Annotated in this window: 19 protein-coding genes; 5 read left to right on the top strand and 14 right to left on the bottom strand. The window is 72.5% G+C overall.

The genetic code is table 11. The features are described from left to right. Positions 1 to 90 precede the first annotated feature (90 nt). The 3 genes from guaB to ABZ714_RS05770 all read right to left on the bottom strand — a co-directional run bounded on the left by guaB (position 91) and on the right by ABZ714_RS05770 (position 3,395). Complete coding sequence (guaB, locus tag ABZ714_RS05780) at positions 91 to 1,593, bottom strand: IMP dehydrogenase (protein ID WP_358823880.1); 1,503 nt, start codon at positions 1,591 to 1,593, stop codon at positions 91 to 93. A gap of 333 nt (positions 1,594 to 1,926) precedes the next feature. Then, a complete protein-coding gene (locus tag ABZ714_RS05775; RefSeq protein ID WP_358823879.1) occupies positions 1,927 to 2,502 on the bottom strand; it encodes a sigma-70 family RNA polymerase sigma factor in 576 nt (191 codons plus the stop codon). 281 nt (positions 2,503 to 2,783) lie between these two features. Continuing rightward, a complete protein-coding gene (locus ABZ714_RS05770; RefSeq protein ID WP_003948568.1) occupies positions 2,784 to 3,395 on the bottom strand; it encodes a response regulator transcription factor in 612 nt (203 codons plus the stop codon). Between the two features lie 415 nt (positions 3,396 to 3,810). On the opposite strand from ABZ714_RS05770, the gene ABZ714_RS05765 reads away from it, so the two are divergent. Next, entirely contained in the window at positions 3,811 to 4,140 is a 330-nt protein-coding gene (locus ABZ714_RS05765) for a WhiB family transcriptional regulator (protein WP_358823878.1), read from the top strand. A gap of 138 nt (positions 4,141 to 4,278) precedes the next feature. Here ABZ714_RS05765 and ABZ714_RS05760 read toward each other — a convergent pair whose 3' ends face one another. Next, positions 4,279 to 5,235, bottom strand: a complete 957-nt coding sequence (locus tag ABZ714_RS05760; RefSeq protein WP_358823877.1) for a LysR family transcriptional regulator — start codon at positions 5,233 to 5,235, stop codon at positions 4,279 to 4,281. A 79-nt stretch (positions 5,236 to 5,314) separates the two neighbouring features. Between ABZ714_RS05760 and ABZ714_RS05755 the strand changes: the two genes are divergently transcribed. The 3 genes from ABZ714_RS05755 (at position 5,315) to ABZ714_RS05745 (ending at position 8,012) form a co-directional block, all read left to right on the top strand. After that, a complete protein-coding gene (locus tag ABZ714_RS05755; protein WP_358823876.1) occupies positions 5,315 to 6,007 on the top strand; it encodes an MOSC domain-containing protein in 693 nt (230 codons plus the stop codon). Positions 6,008 to 6,145: 138 nt separating this feature from the next. Further along, positions 6,146 to 6,919 (top strand): SDR family oxidoreductase, encoded by a 774-nt coding sequence (locus ABZ714_RS05750; RefSeq protein ID WP_358823875.1) that lies wholly within the window; start codon positions 6,146 to 6,148, stop codon positions 6,917 to 6,919. 106 nt (positions 6,920 to 7,025) lie between these two features. Beyond that, entirely contained in the window at positions 7,026 to 8,012 is a 987-nt protein-coding gene (locus tag ABZ714_RS05745; protein ID WP_358823981.1) for a hydroxyacid dehydrogenase, read from the top strand. A 379-nt stretch (positions 8,013 to 8,391) separates the two neighbouring features. Here ABZ714_RS05745 and groL read toward each other — a convergent pair whose 3' ends face one another. The 3 genes from groL to ABZ714_RS05730 form a co-directional block, all read right to left on the bottom strand. Next, positions 8,392 to 10,017: a chaperonin GroEL gene (groL, locus tag ABZ714_RS05740; RefSeq protein WP_358823874.1), complete on the bottom strand. Its 1,626-nt coding sequence runs from the start codon at positions 10,015 to 10,017 to the stop codon at positions 8,392 to 8,394. A gap of 118 nt (positions 10,018 to 10,135) precedes the next feature. Next, entirely contained in the window at positions 10,136 to 10,444 is a 309-nt protein-coding gene (gene groES, locus ABZ714_RS05735) for a co-chaperone GroES (RefSeq protein WP_004955293.1), read from the bottom strand. Between the two features lie 302 nt (positions 10,445 to 10,746). Next, a complete protein-coding gene (locus ABZ714_RS05730) occupies positions 10,747 to 11,778 on the bottom strand; it encodes a polysaccharide deacetylase family protein (protein ID WP_358823873.1) in 1,032 nt (343 codons plus the stop codon). A gap of 120 nt (positions 11,779 to 11,898) precedes the next feature. Here ABZ714_RS05730 and ABZ714_RS05725 point away from each other — a divergent pair, with 120 nt between their 5' ends. Beyond that, on the top strand, positions 11,899 to 13,188 hold the full coding sequence (locus tag ABZ714_RS05725) for a methyltransferase domain-containing protein (protein ID WP_358823980.1): 1,290 nt from the start codon (positions 11,899 to 11,901) through the stop codon (positions 13,186 to 13,188). A gap of 58 nt (positions 13,189 to 13,246) precedes the next feature. Here the strand turns inward: ABZ714_RS05725 and ABZ714_RS05720 are convergent, their stop codons facing one another. The 7 genes from ABZ714_RS05720 to tsaB form a co-directional block, all read right to left on the bottom strand. Continuing rightward, positions 13,247 to 13,897 carry a hypothetical protein gene (locus ABZ714_RS05720; RefSeq protein WP_358823872.1) on the bottom strand — a complete coding sequence of 217 codons (651 nt, stop codon included), beginning with the start codon at positions 13,895 to 13,897 and terminating at the stop codon, positions 13,247 to 13,249. Positions 13,898 to 14,251: 354 nt separating this feature from the next. Next, the gene (locus tag ABZ714_RS05715; RefSeq protein ID WP_358823871.1) at positions 14,252 to 15,538 is read right to left on the bottom strand and encodes a sigma-70 family RNA polymerase sigma factor; all 1,287 of its coding nucleotides are present in this window, start codon (positions 15,536 to 15,538) and stop codon (positions 14,252 to 14,254) included. 97 nt (positions 15,539 to 15,635) lie between these two features. Next, entirely contained in the window at positions 15,636 to 16,004 is a 369-nt protein-coding gene (locus tag ABZ714_RS05710; protein ID WP_358823870.1) for a YciI family protein, read from the bottom strand. A 154-nt stretch (positions 16,005 to 16,158) separates the two neighbouring features. Further along, positions 16,159 to 16,467, bottom strand: a complete 309-nt coding sequence (locus ABZ714_RS05705; RefSeq protein WP_358823869.1) for a hypothetical protein — start codon at positions 16,465 to 16,467, stop codon at positions 16,159 to 16,161. 30 nt (positions 16,468 to 16,497) lie between these two features. Further along, a complete protein-coding gene (gene tsaD / locus ABZ714_RS05700; protein WP_358823868.1) occupies positions 16,498 to 17,640 on the bottom strand; it encodes a tRNA (adenosine(37)-N6)-threonylcarbamoyltransferase complex transferase subunit TsaD in 1,143 nt (380 codons plus the stop codon). Between the two features lie 3 nt (positions 17,641 to 17,643). After that, positions 17,644 to 18,108 carry a ribosomal protein S18-alanine N-acetyltransferase gene (gene rimI / locus ABZ714_RS05695; protein WP_358823979.1) on the bottom strand — a complete coding sequence of 155 codons (465 nt, stop codon included), beginning with the start codon at positions 18,106 to 18,108 and terminating at the stop codon, positions 17,644 to 17,646. 134 nt (positions 18,109 to 18,242) lie between these two features. Further along, positions 18,243 to 18,932, bottom strand: a complete 690-nt coding sequence (gene tsaB, locus ABZ714_RS05690; protein ID WP_358823867.1) for a tRNA (adenosine(37)-N6)-threonylcarbamoyltransferase complex dimerization subunit type 1 TsaB — start codon at positions 18,930 to 18,932, stop codon at positions 18,243 to 18,245. Positions 18,933 to 19,225: the final 293 nt, after the last annotated feature.

The following is a 19,225-nucleotide window of genomic DNA, read 5'->3' as shown; positions in this document are numbered from 1 at the left end:
GCGGCCCGGGCGTCCTCGCGGAACGCCCCGTACCGCCCCTCCCGGGGACGTGACGGTCCGCACAACCGTCACGGGGTACCGGTGCGCGAATTACTTACGGCTGTAGTTCGGCGCCTCGACGGTCATCTGAATGTCGTGCGGGTGGCTCTCCTTGAGCCCGGCCGAGGTGATCCGGACGAACCGGCCGTTGGCCTGGAGCTCGGGGACCGTACGGCCGCCGACGTAGAACATCGACTGGCGCAGCCCGCCGACCAGCTGGTGGACGACGGCGGAGAGCGGACCCCGGTACGGAACCTGGCCCTCGATGCCCTCGGGGACGATCTTCTCGTCGGAGGCGACGCCCTCCTGGAAGTAGCGGTCCTTGGAGAAGGAGCGCTGCTCGCCGCGGGACTGCATGGCGCCCAGGGAACCCATGCCGCGGTACGACTTGAACTGCTTGCCGTTGATGAAGAGCAGCTCGCCCGGGGACTCCTCGCACCCGGCGAGCAGGGAGCCCAGCATCACCGTGTCGGCACCCGCGACCAGGGCCTTGGCGATATCGCCCGAGTACTGGAGGCCGCCGTCGCCGATGACCGGGATCCCGGCCTCCTTGGCGGCGAGGGACGCCTCGTAGATCGCGGTGACCTGGGGGACGCCGATACCGGCGACCACCCGGGTGGTGCAGATGGAGCCGGGGCCGACCCCGACCTTGACGCCGTCGGCGCCCGCGTCGATCAGCGCCTGGGCGCCGTCGCGGGTGGCCACGTTGCCGCCGATGACATCGACGCCCCCGTGGTTCGACTTGATCTTGGCGACCATGTCGCCGACCAGCCGGGAGTGGCCGTGCGCGGTGTCGACCACGATGAAGTCGACCCCGGCCCCGATCAGGGCCTGGGCCCGCTCGAAGGCGTCACCGGCGACTCCGACGGCCGCGCCGACCAGCAGCCGGCCGTTGCCGTCCTTGGCCGCGTTGGGGTACTGCTCGGCCTTGACGAAGTCCTTGACCGTGATCAGGCCCTTGAGCACCCCGGCGTCGTCCACCAGCGGCAGCTTCTCGATCTTGTGACGGCGCAGCAGCTCCATGGCGTCCACACCGGAGATCCCGACCTTGCCGGTGACCAGCGGCATCGGGGTCATGACCTCACGGACCTGACGGCCCCGGTCCGACTCGAAGGCCATATCGCGGTTGGTGACGATGCCCAGCAGCTTGCCGCCCCGGTCGGTGACCGGGACACCGCTGATCCGGAACTTGGCGCAGAGCAGATCGGCCTCGGCGAGCGTGGCGTCGGGGTGCACCGTGATCGGGTCGGTGACCATGCCGGACTCGGACCGCTTCACCAGGTCGACCTGGTTGGCCTGGTCGGTGATGGAGAGATTGCGGTGCAGTACGCCCACGCCGCCCTGACGGGCCATCGCGATGGCCATCCGGGACTCGGTGACCTTGTCCATGGCCGCGGAGAGCAGCGGGACGTTCACCCGGACGTTCCTGGAGATGTACGAAGAGGTGTCGATCTGGTCGGGGGCCATATCGGAGGAGCCCGGCAGCAGCAGCACATCGTCGTAGGTCAGCCCGAGTGTCGCGAATTTCTCGGGCACTCCGTCGACGTTGGTCATGACACCTTCCCCAAATGGCCTTGATCGGTGCGGATGTCCATGCTAACGGCCCGGAGGCCCGTCCCATTCCACGATCAAGATCACCCGGCCACTTTGTGCGATGGTCCACATGTCGTACGAATGGTTTGCGGGCGGCGGACGGATGGCGTAGGCGCGAGGCCCGGGGGCCGTACGAATGCCGTACGCGCCCCGCTCGCACGGAACCGGCCCGCCATCGAAACCAGCCGACCCGCCGGGTTCGTTCCGGCGCCGTCGCGGCACCGTTCCGGCGTCGGACCGCAGCTCGGCGCGGCTCGTCCCGGCGCGGCTCACCTCGTCCCGGGAGGCGTACGGCTATTGCTCGGCGAGGGCCCGCAGCCGGCTCAGCGCTCGGTGCTGGGCGACCCGGACCGCGCCGGGCGACATCCCGAGCATCTGGCCGGTCTCCTCCGCCGTCAGCCCCACCGCGACCCTCAGCACCAGCAGCTCGCGCTGCGTCTCGGGCAGATTGGCCAGCAGCTTCTTGACCCATTCGGCGTCGCTGCTGAGCAGCGCCCGCTCCTCGGGCCCGAGGGAATCGTCCGGCCGCTCCGGCATCTCGTCGGAGGGCACGGCCGTCGAACCGGGGTGCCGCATGGCGGCCCGTTGCAGGTCGGCGACCTTGTGGGAGGCGATGGCGAAGACGAACGCCTCGAAGGGGCGGCCCGTGTCCCGGTAGCGCGGCAGGGCCATCAGCACGGCGACGCAGACCTCCTGCGCCAGGTCCTCGACGAAGTGGCGGGCGTCACCGGGGAGCCTGCTCAACCGGGTGCGGCAGTAGCGCAGCGCGAGGGGGTGAACATGGGCGAGCAGATCGCGGGTGGCCCGTTCGTCCCCGTCGACGGCGTGGCGAACGAGGGCACCAATCACTGTGCTTCTGTCGTCACGCATCGGTCCATGGTGCCTCGGTGGCCGCTCGTCCGTGGCACCGCGCCCCATGTTGTGCACCGAAGCGTTATGAGCAGGTGCGCCGGAACTCATCGCTAGCGCCCTCCCCTTCCGCTCGACCGACTCCCCGAGGAACTCCACACCTCAAGGATGCGGCATCGCGGAGGAAACGAACGCCCGCCGGCTCCGTCTCCCCGCCCACCACCGTACGGCGAGCGGGGTACCCGGTGCCTCCGGGGACCGGGGTCCCGCGAAGGAGCGTCGAGTTCATCAGGGGGTTGCCCTCAGCGGACCAGGCCCCAGCGGAATCCGAGCGCGACGGCGTGCGCCCGGTCCGACGCGCCCAGCTTCTTGAAGAGGCGGCGGGCATGGGTCTTGACCGTGTCCTCCGAGAGGAACAGCTCCCGGCCGATCTCCGCATTGGACCGGCCGTGGCTCATACCCTCCAGGACCTGGATCTCCCGGGCGGTGAGCGTGGGGGCGGCACCCATCTCGGCCGACCGCAGCCGCCGGGGGGCGAGCCGCCAGGTCGGGTCGGCCAGCGCCTGGGTGACCGTCGCCCGCAGCTCGGCGCGGGAGGCGTCCTTGTGGAGATAGCCGCGGGCCCCGGCGGCGACCGCGAGGGCCACCCCGTCGAGGTCCTCGGCGACCGTGAGCATGATGATCCGGGCGCCCGGATCGGCCGAGAGCAGCCGCCGGACGGTTTCGACCCCGCCCAGGCCGGGCATGCGGACATCCATCAGGATGAGGTCCGAGCGGTCGGCACCCCAGCGGCGGAGGACCTCCTCGCCGTTGGCCGCGGTCGTCACGCGCTCCACGCCGGGCACGGTTGCCACCGCGCGGCGGAGCGCCTCTCGGGCGAGCGGGGAGTCGTCGCAGACGAGGACGGACGTCATGGCTGACCTCCGCGGCGCTCGCAGCTGATGCGCGTCACCTTGAGCCTCCAGGCTGGTACGTATCGTCACCTGTGCGGTTGAACGCTCTCGGACATGTGCCCGAGCGCTCGTTCCTTCAACCGCCTCGACCTACAAACGACGGTCACTCGAAAGAGTTACGGGTTCCCGGGGCCTCTTCGGCATCCGGGCGGGACCGCGCGGGTGGCGGGGTTTACCTGAAAGCTATGCCCCATTTAGATGCTTTTTCTTCACTTTCGTCAGTGTCTATGGCTAGATTCGCAATGAATCATATTTACATCTACTTAGATAGTAGATGTACGGTCGTGAGACATGGTGCGGACATCGGCGCGGCGCGGCGGCCACACGCCCGTACGACCCGACCGGACCCACTGAGCACGGATTCAAGGGGCAAGCCATGGCAGATTTCTCCCGCCTTCCGGGACCCAACGCCGACTTGTGGGACTGGCAGCTGCTCGCCGCCTGCCGCGGGGTGGACAGCTCTCTCTTCTTCCACCCCGAGGGCGAGCGGGGCGCCGCCCGCAGCGCCCGGGAGAATTCGGCGAAAGAGGTGTGCATGCGGTGCCCGGTACGGGCGGAGTGCGCGGCCCACGCCCTCGCGGTGCGGGAGCCCTACGGCGTCTGGGGCGGGCTGACCGAGGACGAGCGCGAGGAGCTGATGGGGCGGGCGCGGCACCGGCTGGTGCCCGCCGGGAGCGGCGCCGGGGAGACCAACCGCCGGCATTGACCGAACCGGCCCCGAACAGCGCAGAAACGTTTCTTTACAGCCGGCCCGCCGCAGGGGCCGGCCGCCCCGGCGCGGGCGCCCGTACCGGCGCGGCCCGTACGGCACGGCGGCCGTCCGGGCGGTCGGGCGTACGGCGGCTCAGCGCGCGGCGGCCCGGGTCAGCTGGTCGAGGGTGGCCGCGACGGCGGGCACCTGGGCCAGGTCGGGCAGGGTGAGGGCGACGATCTCCCGTTCGACCCGGGGGGCGAGCGTGACCGTGACCGCGCCCTTGGCCCGGACCGACTCCAGCGCCAGCTCGGGCAGGACGGCGACGCCGAGCCCGGCGCCGACGAGCCCCGCGACGGCCGGGTAGTCGTCGGTGGCGAAGTCGATCCTGGGGGTGAACCCGGCGGACTCGCAGACATCGACCAGCTGACGGCGGCAGCGGGGGCAGCCCGCGATCCACGGATCGTCGGCGAGGTCCCCGATGGCGACGGTCCCGGCGCCGGCGAGCCGGTGGCCCTCGGGGACCAGCCCTACGAGCCGGTCGGCGAGCAGCGGCCGGACCACCAGGTCGTCCCACTGGTCGGCCTGGTCGGCACGGTCGGCCGCCCGGCCTTCCGCTCCGGCTCCGGCTCCGGGCGCGGCGTCCCCGCCCGGGTCCGCGTAGCGGAAGGCCAGCGCCACATCGCAGTCGCCGTCGCGGAGCATCTCCACCGAGCGCGGAGGCTCGGCGTCGACCAGGGAGACCCGGGTGCCGGGATGGGCGGCGCGGAGCGCGGCCAGGGCGGTCGGGACCAGGGTGGAGCTGCCGCTGGGGAAGGAGACCAGCCTGACCCGGCCGGCCCGCAGCCCGGCGATCGCCGCGACCTCCTCCTCGGCGGCGGTGAGCCCGGCGAGGATGCCCGAGGCATGGCGTACCAGCGCCTCCCCGGCCTGGGTGAGTCGCATCTCACGGCCGGTACGGATCAGCAGCGGGGTGCCCGCCGAGCCCTCCAGGGCCTTCATCTGCTGGCTGACCGCGGGCTGGGTGCAGCCCAGGGTGCGGGCGGCGGCGGAGAAGGAGCCGGTGGCGGCCACCGCGCGCAGGACTCGGAGATGACGCGCCTCGATCATCCTTCGAATATAAGAGATTCTTGGGTATCGCGCGACTTACTCCGTGGATGCTTTGAGCACGGGGGTTTAGCGTAGGGACATGAAGCTACTGACGGTGAATGTCGCCCGCCCCCGGATAGTCGACTACACGAGTACGCCCGGCGGGGTCACCGGTATCGACAAGCGGCCCGCCGACGGGCCGGTCGGGCTCGCGGACCCGGGCGCGGGGAACGTGGGCAGCGGGGTGGCCGGGGACACGGTCTGCGACGCGGAGAACCACGGCGGCCCCCACCAGGCGGTGTACGCCTTCGCCCGGGAGGACCTGGACCGCTGGGAGCGCGAGCTGGGGCAGCCGATCGCCAACGGCTCCTTCGGCGAGAACCTCACGACGCTCGGTGTCGACGTCAGCGGCGCCCTGATCGGTGAGCGCTGGCGGATCGGCGGCGCCCTGCTGGAGGTCACCAGCGGCCGGGTGCCGTGCCGGACGTTCGCGGGCCGGCTCGGCGAACTGGGACTGCCCGAGAAGGGCTGGCTGAAGCGGTTCACCCAGCAGGCCGACTCGGGGGCGTATCTGCGGGTCGTCGAGCCCGGCGAGGTCCGCGCGGGCGACCCGGTGGAGATCGCGTACCGCCCGGACCACGGGATCACGGTCAACCTCTGCTTCCGGGCCGCCACCACGGAGCGGCACCTGCTGCCGTCGTTGCGGGTCGTCCGGGACGTCCTCAATCCGTCGGTGATCGAGAAGATGGACAAGTATCTGGCCAGGCAGGCCGGACGGCCGCGGTCCGCCTGACGGCACGGGCCGGGGCCGCCCCCGGCCGTACGGGAGCGTCCGGGACCGCCGCCCGGGGCCGTCTTCGGCGCCCGTCCCGGTTCCGGCCGGGGCGGGCGCCGACGTCCGGGCCCTGGCCGGGGCACTAACGTGCCGCCTATGACGACCGCACTGATTACGGGAGCGACCGCGGGGATCGGCGCCGCGTTCGCCCGCCGACTCGCCGCCGACGGCCGCGATCTGGTCCTGGTGGCCCGGGACACCGAGAGGCTCCGGGAGCAGGCCACCGAACTGCACGACCGGCACGGCATCGAGGCGGAGGTGCTGACCGCCGATCTGTCGGCGGAGGACGGCATCGCGGCCGTGGAACGGCGGCTCGACGACCGCAGAAACCCGGTGGACCTGCTGGTCAACAACGCGGGCTTCGGCAACAAGGGCCGCTTCCTCGAAGTCTCCATGGCCGACGAGCTGACCATGCTCAAGGTCCACTGCGAGGCGGTGCTGCGGCTGACCGCGGCGGCGGCCGGGCCGATGCGGGACCGGGGCCGGGGCGGTGTGGTCAATGTGGCGTCGGTGGCGGCCTTCGTCCCGCGCGGCACCTACGGCGCGTCCAAGGCGTGGGTCGTCCAGTTCACCCAGGGCGCGGCCCGGGACCTGGCGGGTTCGGGCGTACGTCTGATGGCGCTCTGCCCCGGTTTCGTACGGACCGAGTTCCATCAGCGGGCCGGAATGGGCACGGAGAACATCCCCGGCTGGATGTGGCTGGACGCCGACAAGCTGGTGGACGCGGCGCTGGCGGACCTGGCGCGCGGCAAGTCGGTCTCGATCCCGGACCCTCGGTACAAGGCGCTGATGGGGGTGGTGAAACTGGCCCCGCGCGGACTGCTGGGGGGACTCACCTCCAGGACCGGCCGCAAGTACGGCCCCCGGTAAGGGCGCGCCCGTGCGGACCACGGACACCGCCGCTGCCCCGGACGGCGGGGACGCCGCCGACGGCGACCGGGGCAGCGGGGACACCCGGCCCAGGGTGCTGCTGGCCATGGAACCCGGCCTCGCGGAACGCCTCTTCACCGGCCGCCGACTGGACCGGCTGACCTCGATCGCCCGGACCGATCCGGCGCTCGTCGCCCATGATCTACGGCACCCCTCCCCCGCCGTCCGCGACGCCCTGGCGACCGCCGACGCCCTGCTGACCTGCTGGGGAGCGCCGGTCCTCGACGCCGAGGCACTCGCGGCGGCCCCCCGGCTCACGGCCGTGGTGCACGCGGCGGGCTCCGTCCGGGGCCACATCACGGCCGCCTGCTGGGCGCGGGGCATCGCCGTCTCCTCGGCGGCGGCGGCCAACGCGGTCCCGGTCGCCGAGTACACGCTGGCCGCGATCCTCTTCGCGGGCAAACGGGTCCTGCCGTCGGCCCGGCGGTACGCGGAGCTGCGTACGGCCCACGACTGGGGCGCCGAACTGGCCGGGGCGGGCAACCACCGCCGTACGGTCGGAGTCGTCGGGGCGTCCCGGATCGGCCGTCTGGTGATCGGACTGCTGCGCCCGTTCGACCTGGACGTCCTGGTGTACGACCCGTACCTGGGCGGCGCGGAAGCGGCGGCGCTCGGCGCGGAGGCGGTGGGTCTCGACGAGCTCTGCGCACGCGGCGACATCGTCACGGTGCACGCGCCGGAACTGCCGGAGACCAGGTCGCTGATCGACGCGCGGCGGCTGGCGCTGATGCCGGACGGCGCGACCCTGATCAACACGTCCCGGGGGTCGCTCGTGGCGGAGGAGGCGCTGGTACGGGAGCTGGAGTCCGGGCGGCTCTTCGCGGTCCTGGACGTCACGGAGCCGGAGGTCCCGGCGGCCGGCTCACCGCTGTACTCCCTGCCGAACGTGCTGCTGACCCCGCACCTGGCGGGGTCGCTCGGGAACGAGCTGCACCGGCTGGCGGACGCGGCGCTCTCGGAGTTGGAACGGTTCGCCCGGGGCGCGCCGTTCGCGACACCGGTCACCCGGGAGTCGCTCCACCACTCGGCGTAGGCCCCCCGGGGCGCCGCCTTGTTCTCGTGCCGGGGGCAGCGCCGCAGAAGTACCGCTTTCGGAGCGCCCGCGGCCCGTCTGTGGCCGTTCGCGCGGTTCCCCGCGCCCCTAAATGCTCTCCCCAGCACCACCGCTGAGGAGGAGCCCGGGCCCGGAGCCGGGCTCCTTCGGAAGCAGGAGCAGGTGGAGGTGTTCAGGGGCGCGGGGAACCGCGCGACCAGCCACGGCCGGTCCGCAGACCGCCGACAGCATCAGGCCGCCGGGCGGGACCCGGGTAGTTCGGGGCGGTGCCCCGGAAGGCTGAGGCCCCCTCCGCGAGAGGCGGAAACGCACAAGGCCCGGGCCCCGTGGGGGCGCCGGGCCTTGGTGGCGGGAGGCGTCAGTGCGAGTGGCCGTGGCCGCCGTGGCCCGCGTCCGCCGGCTCCTCTTCCTTCTTCTCGACGACCAGGGTCTCGGTCGTGAGCAGCAGGGAGGCGATCGACGCGGCGTTCTCCAGCGCGGAGCGGGTGACCTTGACCGGGTCGTTGATGCCGGCCTTCACCATGTCCAGGTACTCGCCGGTGGCGGCGTTGTAGCCGTGGCCGGTCTCCAGCTCGCGGACCTTGGAGACGATGACGTAGCCCTCGAGGCCGGCGTTCTCGGCGATCCAGCGCAGCGGCTCGACCGCGGCGCGGCGGACGACGCCGACACCGGTGGCCTCGTCGCCCTTCTTGCCGAGGTCGCCGTCGAGCACCTTGGCGGCATGGACGAGAGCGGAGCCACCACCGGAGACGATGCCCTCCTCGACCGCGGCGCGGGTCGCGGAGATGGCGTCCTCCAGACGGTGCTTCTTCTCCTTCAGCTCCACCTCGGTGGCGGCGCCGACCCGGATCACGCAGACGCCGCCGGCCAGCTTGGCGAGGCGCTCCTGGAGCTTCTCGCGGTCCCAGTCGGAGTCCGTGCCCTCGATCTCGGCCTTGATCTGGGCGACGCGGCCCGCGACGTCGGCGGAGTCGCCGCCGCCGTCGACGATGGTGGTGTCGTCCTTGGTGATGGTCACGCGGCGGGCGGAGCCCAGCACGTCCAGACCGGCCTGGTCGAGCTTGAGGCCGACCTCTTCGGCGACGACGGTGGCACCGGTGAGGGTGGCCATGTCCTGGAGCATCGCCTTGCGGCGGTCACCGAAGCCGGGGGCCTTGACCGCGACGGCGTTGAACGTGCCGCGGATCTTGTTGACGACGAGGGTGGAGAGCGCCTCGCCCTCGACGTCCTCGGCGATGATCAGCAGCGGCTTGGAGCCACCGGCCTGGATGACCTTCTCCAGCAGCGGCAGCAGATCCTGGATGGAGGAGATCTTGCCCTGGTTGATCAGGATGTACGGGTCCTCCAGGACGGCCTCCATCCGCTCCTGGTCGGTGACCATGTACGGCGAGAGGTAGCCCTTGTCGAAGGCCATGCCCTCGGTGAAGTCCAGCTCCAGACCGAAGGTGTTGGACTCCTCGACGGTGATGACGCCGTCCTTGCCGACCTTGTCCATCGCCTCGCCGATGAGCTCGCCGACCTGCGGGTCCTGGGCGGAGAGCCCGGCCACGGCGGCGATGTCGGACTTGTCCTCGATCGGACGGGCGGTGGCGAGCAGTTCGTCGGAGACGGCCTTGACCGCGGCGTCGATGCCCTTCTTCAGGGCGGCCGGGGAGGCACCGGCGGCGACGTTGCGCAGACCCTCGCGGACCAGCGCCTGCGCCAGCACGGTGGCGGTGGTGGTGCCGTCACCCGCGATGTCGTTGGTCTTGGTCGCCACCTCCTTGAGGAGCTGGGCGCCCAGGTTCTCGTACGGGTCCTCGATCTCGACCTCGCGGGCGATCGTGACACCGTCGTTGGTGATCGTGGGAGCGCCGAACTTCTTGTCGATGACGACATTGCGGCCACGGGGGCCGATCGTCACCTTCACGGTGTCGGCCAGCTTGTTGACGCCGCGCTCAAGGGCGCGACGGGCGTCCTCGTCGAACTTCAGGATCTTCGCCATGGGAGCGTTTCTGTCCTCTTCTGAAAAGGTCTGCGAAAAAACCGCGCCCCCGGCGCCCGGTTCAGTACGTCAGCGGGAGCCAGGGGCGCGGATCAAGAACAAGCGGAGACGGCTCGGCTTACTTCTCGATGATCGCGAGCACGTCGCGAGCCGAGAGCACGAGGTACTCGTCACCGTTGTACTTCACCTCGGTGCCGCCGTACTTGCTGTACAGCACGACGTCACCGACCTTGACGTCGAGCGGCAGGCGCTCGCCGTTCTCGAAGCGGCCCGGACCGACGGCGAGGACAGCGCCCTCCTGGGGCTTCTCCTTCGCGGTGTCCGGAATGACCAGGCCGGAGGCCGTGGTCTGCTCGGCGTCGAGCGGCTGGACCACGATGCGGTCCTCAAGCGGCTTGATGGCAACCTTGGAGCTGGCGGTCGTCACGATCCGACCTCCCCCTTCGGAGATCTCACGGGGTTAACTGTCTGAGGTGGCGACCAGGTCGATCCGTCGTCGCGGGTGCCGGACCTGCCCGTCGCTGTTTTGGCACTCTCCCTGGGGGAGTGCCAGAACCGAGACTATGACCGCGATTAGCACTCGGTCAAGCGGAGTGCCAATCCGTCCGCCCGTGGCGGAACCCGGCGCGCCGGGCGCGCGCCTCCGCGAACCGGCCGTCCGCGGCGGATTCCAGCACGCCCCGCCCCCGCGAAAGGCGCCGCCCGGCGGAGCCGGGCGGCGCCCCGGGCTCAGACGTAGTCCTCCAGCCGGGCCACGGCGTATCCCTTGTCCGTGACCGTCTTCATCACCTGGCGCACCATGTCCGGCATGCTGCCCTTCCAGTCACCGGTACCCCGGAAGTGGGTCAGGATGATGTCGCCGGGGTGCAGGTCGCGATCCCACTCGCGCCACTCCATATGGTCCGGGAAAGCCTCCGCCGCCCACAGCGGCACCGCCTTGACCCCGCAGGTCTGCGCGGCCTTCAGGGTGTCCCGGTTGTAGTTGCCGTACGGCGGCCGGAAGAGCGGCGGACGCTTGCCGTAGAGCCGCTGGAGGCTGTCCTGCTGGCCGCAGATCTCCCGGCGCTGCTCCTCGTAGGAGAGGCCGGGCATATAGCGGTGGTTGAGGGTGTGGTTGTGCAGGGCGACCCCCGCGTCCTGCATCCGCCGGAAGTAGCCGTAGTCGTCGTTGATCACGTAGTCGCTGAGGAAGGCGCTGTACGGGATCTTCAGCTCGCTCATCATCCGGATGAAGTCGGGGTCCTTCTCGGCGCCGTCGTCGACCGTCAGGAAGACGATCTTCTCCTTCACCGGGACGGTGGTGAAGACCGGCGGGAGGGCCGCGCCGCCCTCGACCTCGAACCCCTGGCGGGTGTTGAGGAAGGGCTTGGTCGCCGGGGGCCGGGGCGCCGGCAGCGGGGTCTTCTCCAGACCCCAGGTGCGGGCCGCGGCCACCCGGGCCTTCTGGTCCTTGGCCACCTGTTCGACGTAGTCGGCCCGCGATCCGGCGGGGCCCGCCCGGTGGGCGTCCTGCTCGGCCCGTTCCAGCTGGGACTTCTCCGCCTGGGCCCCGGAATGGGGGGCCGGGGCGCCATGGCCCTCCGGGCCGGGGACGGTACAGCCCGTACCGAGGGCTCCGGCGAGCAGGACGAGGGCGATCGCGCTCCGGCGGAGCCGCCGGCCGCGCGCCCCCGCGAAGGCGCTCAGGGCGCCGGGCCCCGCCCCGCGCCCGGTCACGGCCCCCGGCCCGGACCGGCTCGCGATATCTACCGTTTCAACCATCTTTCCGTTTTGTCGTACTAGTCGCATGGCGCTGCATCCTGGCAGCCCGTCCGGGCCGGATCCGTACGACACCGCCATGGCCTGTGGACAGTGACCCGCCTGGCCCACACCTGGCTCACAATGGGCCGGGTGAACGACGTGCCCGCCCCCGCCTCCCCCGTCTCGCCCGGGTCCTCCGCCGACGCCCCGGCCGGAGTCCCCGCCGGAGTCCCCGCGCCCCTCGCGGTCCTGCTCTCCCCCGAGGGCCGTGCCGTGCTCGACTCCGTACGGGAGTACGACCCGGCCGGTGAACTGGCGCTGGCGACCCGGCTGCGCCGCGACCACCCGGCCGAACTGGTCTCGGCGGCGCTGGCCCAGGCGGCGCTGCGGCGGCGCGCCGTGCCCAAGTTCGGCGCGGCGGACGCGGAGCGGATGTTCTTCACACCGAACGGGGTCGAGCAGGCCACCCGCGCCCCGGTCGCCGCCCACCGGGCCGCCCGGCTCGCGGAGTGCGGGGTCCGGTCCGTCGCCGATCTGTGCAGCGGTATCGGCGGCGACGCCATCGCCCTGGCCAGGGCCGGGATCCGGGTCCTGGCCGTGGACCGCGATCCGCTGACCGCCGCCGTGGTCCGGGCCAACGCCGAGGCCCTGGGCCTGACCGGGCTGATCGAGGTGCGGTGCGCCGACGTCACGGAGATCGACACCGAGCCGTACGACGCGGTCTTCTGCGACCCCGCCCGGCGGGGCGGCCGGGGCCGGGTCTTCGACCCGGAGGCGTACTCGCCCCCGCTGTCCTGGGCGCTCGACGCGGCCCGCCGCCGCCCGGTCGCCGCCCTCAAGATCGCCCCCGGCGTGCCGCACGAACTGATCCCGCCCGACTTCTCGGCCGAGTGGATCTCGTACGAGGGCGAGGTGAAGGAGGCCGTGCTCTGGCGCGGTACGACCGACCCGGCGCCGGGCGGTGTCACCGCGACCCTGCTCTCCGGCGACGGCTCCGAGCCGTACGCCCTCACCGGGCTGGGGCTGCCGAACCCGCCGGTACGGCCCGTCGGGCGCTATCTGTACGAGCCGGACGGCGCGGTCATCCGGGCCCATCTGGTGGCCGAGGCGGCGGCCGGACTCCCCGACGGCGGCCTGATCGACGAGACGATCGCGTTCATCACATCGGACGAGCTGCGCCCGCTGCCGTCCGCCGCCGCGTACGAGCTCACGGACGTACTGCCGTTCAACCTCAAGCGGCTGAAGGCGCTGCTGCGGGAACGGGCGGTCGGCACGCTGACCGTGAAGAAGCGGGGATCGGCGGTCGAACCCGAGGAGGTACGGCGGAAGGTGAAACCGAGCGGGCCGAACGCGGCGACGGTCATCCTGACCCGGGTGAGCGGGGCGCCCTCGATGCTGATCGGTCACCCGGTGACGGCGGGCCCGGGGTGACGCGGGGCTTTGGTGGGGCTTTGGTGGTGGAGGCGCCCGGCCCGGCGGGGCGCCCGGGTCAGCGGTGCGCGCCCCCGGGGCGGCGCGCGGCGGGGACCGGATCGAGAGTCCGGGCCAGCCAGCGCAGATGCGCCACCGTGTTCACCAGGCCCGCGAGCCCGGCGATGATCGGGACGATCCCCGCGCCCAGGACGTAGACCAGGGTCGAGTACGGGGTGCGATGCCCCTCCTCCACGGCGCCGGAGAGCGTGCCGCAGACCAGGAGCCCGGCCGCCACACAGCCCAGGGACACCAGCAGCCAGCCCGCGTTGAGCCAGCCCCGGCCGAACCGGGCGTCACCGCGCGGATCCCGGTCGAGCGCAGTCCACGACCGCAGCAGCCCCCGTACGGCCCGGTCCTCGCGGGCCTCCGCCGCCACCACGGCCAGCGTCGGCACCAGGATCGCCACCCCGACCAGGCCGACGAACGCGGCGAAAACCAGATTGAAGCCGTCCAGGGTGTCGTCGACGGCGCGGAGCCCGACGCCCACGAGGGCCCAGCCCGCCTCGAACGCCGCCACCACCAGCAGCAGACCGAGCAGCCGGGCCGGTCCCACCGACTTGCCGACCAGCCGTTCGAGCACCCGCCGCCGCTCGTCGAGCAGGGCGACCCGGTCCGGCCAGGGGGATATGTCGTCCGGGTCCGGTGGTGGTGAGGGCAGCTCAGACATGCGCGGAGACTAGCGGACCCGCCTGCGGCGAGCCCCCGGGCCCGGAGTCCCCGCCTCCCGCGGGGTCCCAGGTCTCGAAGTGCCGGGACGCGCGAACCCGCCTCCTGCGGGGTCCAGGTCTCGAAGTGCCGGGACGCGTCCGGCGGCCTGGTGTTGTCGGCGGTCCGCGGACCGCCCGTGGCCGTTCGCGCAGTTCCCCGCGCCCCTGAATGCCCTCCCCGCTCCGACCCTGAAAGGAGGCCCGCCTCTCTGCGAGGGCGTTGAGGAGGGCAACCAGGGGCGCGGGGAACTGCGCGCGGGCGTCCGGCGGCGCCCGCACGGCGGGGCATTCGGCGCGAGGTCCCGCCCGGCGGGCTACGGCGTGTTCGGGGGCTCCGGGGGAGGGGTGTTCGCGCGGGTGAGGAGCAGGGCGCGTTCGCGGGCGTTGCGGGCCAGCGCCGCCGCCCGGCGGAATTCCTCCGCCGCCTCCGCCGTGCGGCCGAGCCGGGCCAGCAGATCGCCCCGTACGCCCGGCAGCGGGTGGTACTCGCGCAGCCCCGGGTCGTCGGCGACCGCGTCCACCACAGCGAGCCCGGCCTCGGGGCCGAGGGCCATTCCGACGGCCACCGCCCGGTTGACCTCCACGACCGGGGAGGGCGCGACGACGGCGAGCCGCCCGTACAGCGTGGCGATCATGGCCCAGTCGGTGTCCTCGTACCGGACCGCGCGGGCGTGGCAGGCGGCGATCGCGGCCTGGAGCGTATAGGGACCCGGCGCGGCCCCGGCCGCCGTTCCGGCCGCGCCCGCCCGGTCGAGTGCCGCGAAGCCGCGCCGGATCAGCAGCCCGTCCCAGCGGGCCCGGTTCTGGTCGGCGATCAGGACGGGCTCGCCGCCGGACCCCATCCTGGCCGGGATCCGCGACGCCTGGATCTCCAGCAGGGCGACGAGCCCGTGCACCTCGGCCTCGTCCGGCAGCAGCCCCGCGAGGACCCGGGCCAGCCGCAGTGCCTCCTCGCAGAGCGCCGGTCGTACCCAGTCGTCGCCCTTGGTGGCCGAGTAGCCCTCGTTGAAGACGAGATAGACGACCTCCAGTACGGAGCCGATCCGGGCCGCGCGGTCGGGCCCGTACGGCACCTCGAACGGCACGTCGGCCCCGGCGAGGGTGCGTTTGGCGCGGACGATCCGCTGGGCCACCGCGGGTTCGGCGGCCAGGAACGCGCGGGCGATCTCGTCGGTGGTCAGTCCGCCGAGGAGCCGTAGCGTCAGGGCGATCCGCGCCTGGGTCGACAGCACGGGATGGCAGGCCGTGAAGATCAGCCGGAGCAGATCGTCGTCGATATCGGCCTCGGTACCGGTGTCGTCCGACGGCTCCGGCGGCGGCGGCGCCGCGGTCTCCTGCGCCCGGCCGGCCTCGGCCAGCTTCCGCGCGTAGTTCTCCCGGCGGCGGACGAGATCGATCGCCCGGCGCTTGGCGACCGCGACGAGCCATGCCCCGGGTTTCGCCGGGACCCCTTCGGCGGGCCACTGTTCGAGCGCGCTGACCAGGGCGTCCTGCGCGATCTCCTCCGCCGTTCCGACGTCCCGGACGATCCGTGCCGCCGCGGCGATCACCCGCGGCTGCTCGATCCGGAACACCGTTTCCACCGCACTCGCCGCCGTCACGGCCACCCATCAGAGCAGCCGTGGACGGCGACGGCAAGCCGGGCCGGGTACGCCCCGGGATCCGGTGCGGGACCCGGTGCGGGACCCGGTGCGGGGGTCAGCCCTCGTCGGTCATCTCGGTGATCTGCCGGACCTCACAGGTCACCGTCCAGGCGTCGTCGTGGACCTTGAGGAAGCGGTTCGCCCACTCCACGGCCTCGGCCATGTCCTTGGCCTGGATGATCGAGTAGCCCCCGACGACCTCGGTGGCCTCGGTGAAGGGGCCGTCCGTGTACGAGAGCTTCCCGCCGGACCAGGTGACCCGGCGCCCCTCCGAGGTGGGGGCGAGACCGGCGGTCTCCAGCATCACCCCGGCCTCGGTGATCTCCTTCAGGAGGGCACCCATCCGCTCGCCCATCTCGGGGGAGAAGCCCTCCTCGGGCACGTTGTTCTCGTCGACTCGGACCAGGGTCAGAAAGCGGGGCATGACAAGCTCCTCGTTGGTTCGGATGAGAGTTCGCGCGGGGTCTTCTTCCCGCCTCTCACCCTTCCGTCGATCGCGCGACGACGTTTTCGACACGACCCGCGAAAAAACTTTTCAGCACCCGAAAAGCCCAGTTCAGCCCCGGTACCTGCCGGAGTCAGCCGACGCCGAGCGACTCGAACCGCCAGCGGTGTACGGGCCGGGAGACCAGCTCCGCCGGGGGGTCGGGCAGCTCGGGCAGGCCGGCCCCGAGCCCGTCGGCCGTCCGCCACCAGGTGATCACCAGGACCCGGTCGGCCCCGGCACCGAAGGTCTCCCGCCGGTGCGGGCCGGGCAGCGGTCGGCTACGGGCCCAGGCCAGCAGTTCGGCGCCCCGGCCCGGGGCCGCCTTGGCCTCCCACATCAGGGCGACCAGCGCCGAATCAGCCGGCCCGCCGTCCCCGTTCGCGTCCGCGTTCGCCGTCATGACGCCTCCCCTCGGCCCGTCTCCGGGCCGTCACGAGTACAGGTTCTTCTTGCTGATCTCGTGCACATGGTCGTGGTCATGGGAATGCTCGTGCCCGTGGCCATCACCGTGGCCGTGGTCTCCCGTCCCGGCGCCCGGTACATGCGGATCCGTCACCGGCAGCGACGAGTCCGCCGACAGCTCCAGATCCGACGCGGGCCGGTTGCGCGCCACCATCTCAGCGCCCAGCGCCGCCACCATCGCCCCGTTGTCCGTACAGAGCTTGGGCCGGGGCACCCGCAGCCGGATGCCCGCCCGCTCGCACCGCTCCTGGGCCAGCGCCCGCAGCCGCGAGTTGGCCGCCACGCCGCCGCCGATCATCAGATGGTCGACGCCCTCGTCCCGGCAGGCGCGGACCGCCTTACGGGTCAGGACGTCGACGACCGCCTCCTGGAAGGACGCCGCCACATCGCGTACCGGCACCTCCTCGCCCGCCGCCCGCTTCGCCTCGATCCAGCGGGCCACGGCCGTCTTCAGCCCGGAGAAGGAGAAGTCGTACGCCGGGTCGCGGGAGCCGGTCAGTCCGCGCGGGAACGCGATCGCGGCCGGGTCGCCCTCCTTCGCCAGCCGGTCGATCACCGGGCCGCCGGGGAATCCGAGGTCCAGCACCCGGGCGATCTTGTCGAACGCCTCGCCCGCCGCGTCGTCGATGGTCGAGCCCAGGGGCCGGACGTCGCTGGTGATGTCCGGCGCGAGCAGCAGCGACGAGTGGCCGCCGGAGACCAGCAGGGCCATCGTCGGCTCGGGCAGTTTGCCGTGCTCCAGCTGGTCGACGCAGATATGGGAGGCGAGGTGGTTGACCCCGTACAGCGGCTTGCCGAGGGCATAGGCGTACGCCTTCGCCGCCGCCACGCCCACCAGCAGCGCGCCCGCCAGACCTGGCCCGGCGGTGACCGCGATCCCGTCGAGGTCGCGGGCCGAGACGCCCGCGTCCTTCAGGGCGCGCTCGATGGTGGGGACCATGGCCTCCAGATGGGCGCGGGAGGCGATCTCGGGGACGACGCCGCCGAAACGGGCGTGATCGTCGACGCTGGACGCCACGGCGTCGGCGAGCAGGGTCGTCCCCCGGACGATCCCGACGCCGGTCTCGTCGCAGGAGGTCTCGATACCGAGGACCAGCGGTTCGTCAGCCATCACTCAACATTCCTTCGCGGTGCCGCGCACCTGGTGGCGCATGACGAGCGCGTCGACATTGCCCGGCTGGTAGTAGCCGGGGCGGATTCCGATGGGCTCGAAGCCGAAGCGCTCGTAGAGCTTCTGGGCCCTGGTGTTGTCCACCCGCACTTCGAGCAGGATCTCCTCGCACTCGAAGGCGGTGGCGTGCCGGACGAGATCGGTCAGCAGCCGGGCGCCGAGGCCGGTGCCCCAGCGGTCGCGGGCCACGGCGATGGTGAGGACGTCGGCGAGGCCGCCCGCCGCGCCGAGCCCGGCGTAGCCGGTGATCCGGCCGGTCCCGGGCTCCTCGGCGACCACGTAGTGGCGGTTGGCGCGGGGCCCCCGGGCATGGGCGAGATCGCCCCAGAACATCCCCGGTGACCAGGCGTCCTCGGGGAAGAGGTCGTTTTCCAGGACAAGTACTTGTCCGAGATCCCACCAGCGCATCCCGCGCAGGACGGGAGCGCCGCCGGAACCGGCACCGGACCCGGACCCGGACCCGGACCCGGATTCGGGCTCGGATTCGGGCTCGGTGGTGGAGGCAGAAGCCCGGCCGTCCCCGGCCGGATCGCGCGGGACGGTCACTGCGGGGTGACCACCTTGTAGTTCTTCGGCACCTGCGCGTCCGGCCGGCGCAGATACAGCGGCCTCGGCGGCAGGAACACCGCCGACGGCTCGCCGGACGCGGCCTCCCGGGCCAGTTCGTCGGCGGCCAGCGCCGCCAGGGCGGCGGCCGACACGTACTCGGGTCCCGGCAGCACGGTGGTGAAGGCGTCGGGGTAGAGCAGGGCGCCCGCGCCGACGGCGGGCAGGCCCGCGACCCGCTCGGCGAGGTCCGCGGGCCGGTCGACGGCCGGTCCCTCGACCCGGGCGCGCGGGGAGTCGTACCGGGCCCAGTAGACCTCCTTGCGCCGGGCGTCCGTCGCCACCACGAACGGCCCTTCGAGGCCCGCGTCGCGTCCGGCCGCGTAGGCGATCCCGTCCAGCGTGCAGAGCCCGTACACGGGCACGCCCAGCGCCGAACCGAAGGTCGCGGCGGTCACCAGACCGACCCGCAGCCCGGTGTAGGGGCCGGGGCCGACCCCGGTCACCACGGCCGTGACGGCGTCGAGTCCGACCCCGGCCTCGGTCAGGACCCGGTCGACGGCGGGCAGCAGCAGTTCGCCGTGGCGCCTGGCGTCCACCCGGCTGGACTCGGCGACGACGTCGGTGCCGTCGTGGAGGGCGGCGGTGACGGCGGGCGTGGCGGTATCTACGGCGAGCAGGAGCACGCGAACAGCCTACGGCTCCCGCGACCCGGGCACGGCTCCCCCTCCCAGGGGGGAGGCTGCTGCTACCGTCGCCACGGAGACATCCCATGCGACAGTCGTTCAGTCGTTTCGACGTCCCGGAGCAGATCCGGAACGAAATGGATCAGATACGGGTCAGATACGGATCTGAACAGAACGACGCCGGTCAGGCCGGAACGGATTCGGAACGGAAGACGGACCGAACCGACCCGGCCCGGCCCGGAAGTCGGCATGACGGAAGCGACGGACCCGGAGAGCCGGAGAAGACCGAAAGG

The sequence above is a fragment of the Streptomyces sp. NPDC006798 genome, from assembly GCF_040635975.1.
In the GTDB taxonomy this organism is placed as follows: domain Bacteria; phylum Actinomycetota; class Actinomycetes; order Streptomycetales; family Streptomycetaceae; genus Streptomyces.
This window is presented reverse-complemented; position numbering and strand designations above follow the sequence as displayed.

Excerpts from the sequence above, each read along its gene's own strand:
- ABZ714_RS05720 (WP_358823872.1), bottom strand. The coding sequence starts at position 13,897 with ATGTCTGAGCTGCCCTCACCACCACCGGACCCGGACGACATATCCCCC.
- ABZ714_RS05775 (WP_358823879.1), bottom strand. The coding sequence starts at position 2,502 with ATGCGTGACGACAGAAGCACAGTGATTGGTGCCCTCGTTCGCCACGCC.
- ABZ714_RS05755 (WP_358823876.1), top strand. The coding sequence starts at position 5,315 with ATGAAGCTACTGACGGTGAATGTCGCCCGCCCCCGGATAGTCGACTAC.
- ABZ714_RS05760 (WP_358823877.1), bottom strand. The coding sequence starts at position 5,235 with ATGATCGAGGCGCGTCATCTCCGAGTCCTGCGCGCGGTGGCCGCCACC.
- ABZ714_RS05725 (WP_358823980.1), top strand. The coding sequence starts at position 11,899 with ATGGGCCGGGTGAACGACGTGCCCGCCCCCGCCTCCCCCGTCTCGCCC.
- ABZ714_RS05770 (WP_003948568.1), bottom strand. The coding sequence starts at position 3,395 with ATGACGTCCGTCCTCGTCTGCGACGACTCCCCGCTCGCCCGAGAGGCG.
- ABZ714_RS05705 (WP_358823869.1), bottom strand. The coding sequence starts at position 16,467 with ATGACGGCGAACGCGGACGCGAACGGGGACGGCGGGCCGGCTGATTCG.
- ABZ714_RS05765 (WP_358823878.1), top strand. The coding sequence starts at position 3,811 with ATGGCAGATTTCTCCCGCCTTCCGGGACCCAACGCCGACTTGTGGGAC.
- groL (WP_358823874.1), bottom strand. The coding sequence starts at position 10,017 with ATGGCGAAGATCCTGAAGTTCGACGAGGACGCCCGTCGCGCCCTTGAG.
- ABZ714_RS05745 (WP_358823981.1), top strand. The coding sequence starts at position 7,026 with ATGGAACCCGGCCTCGCGGAACGCCTCTTCACCGGCCGCCGACTGGAC.
- tsaD (WP_358823868.1), bottom strand. The coding sequence starts at position 17,640 with ATGGCTGACGAACCGCTGGTCCTCGGTATCGAGACCTCCTGCGACGAG.
- ABZ714_RS05730 (WP_358823873.1), bottom strand. The coding sequence starts at position 11,778 with ATGGTTGAAACGGTAGATATCGCGAGCCGGTCCGGGCCGGGGGCCGTG.
- guaB (WP_358823880.1), bottom strand. The coding sequence starts at position 1,593 with ATGACCAACGTCGACGGAGTGCCCGAGAAATTCGCGACACTCGGGCTG.
- ABZ714_RS05710 (WP_358823870.1), bottom strand. The coding sequence starts at position 16,004 with ATGCCCCGCTTTCTGACCCTGGTCCGAGTCGACGAGAACAACGTGCCC.
- rimI (WP_358823979.1), bottom strand. The coding sequence starts at position 18,108 with ATGCGCTGGTGGGATCTCGGACAAGTACTTGTCCTGGAAAACGACCTC.
- ABZ714_RS05750 (WP_358823875.1), top strand. The coding sequence starts at position 6,146 with ATGACGACCGCACTGATTACGGGAGCGACCGCGGGGATCGGCGCCGCG.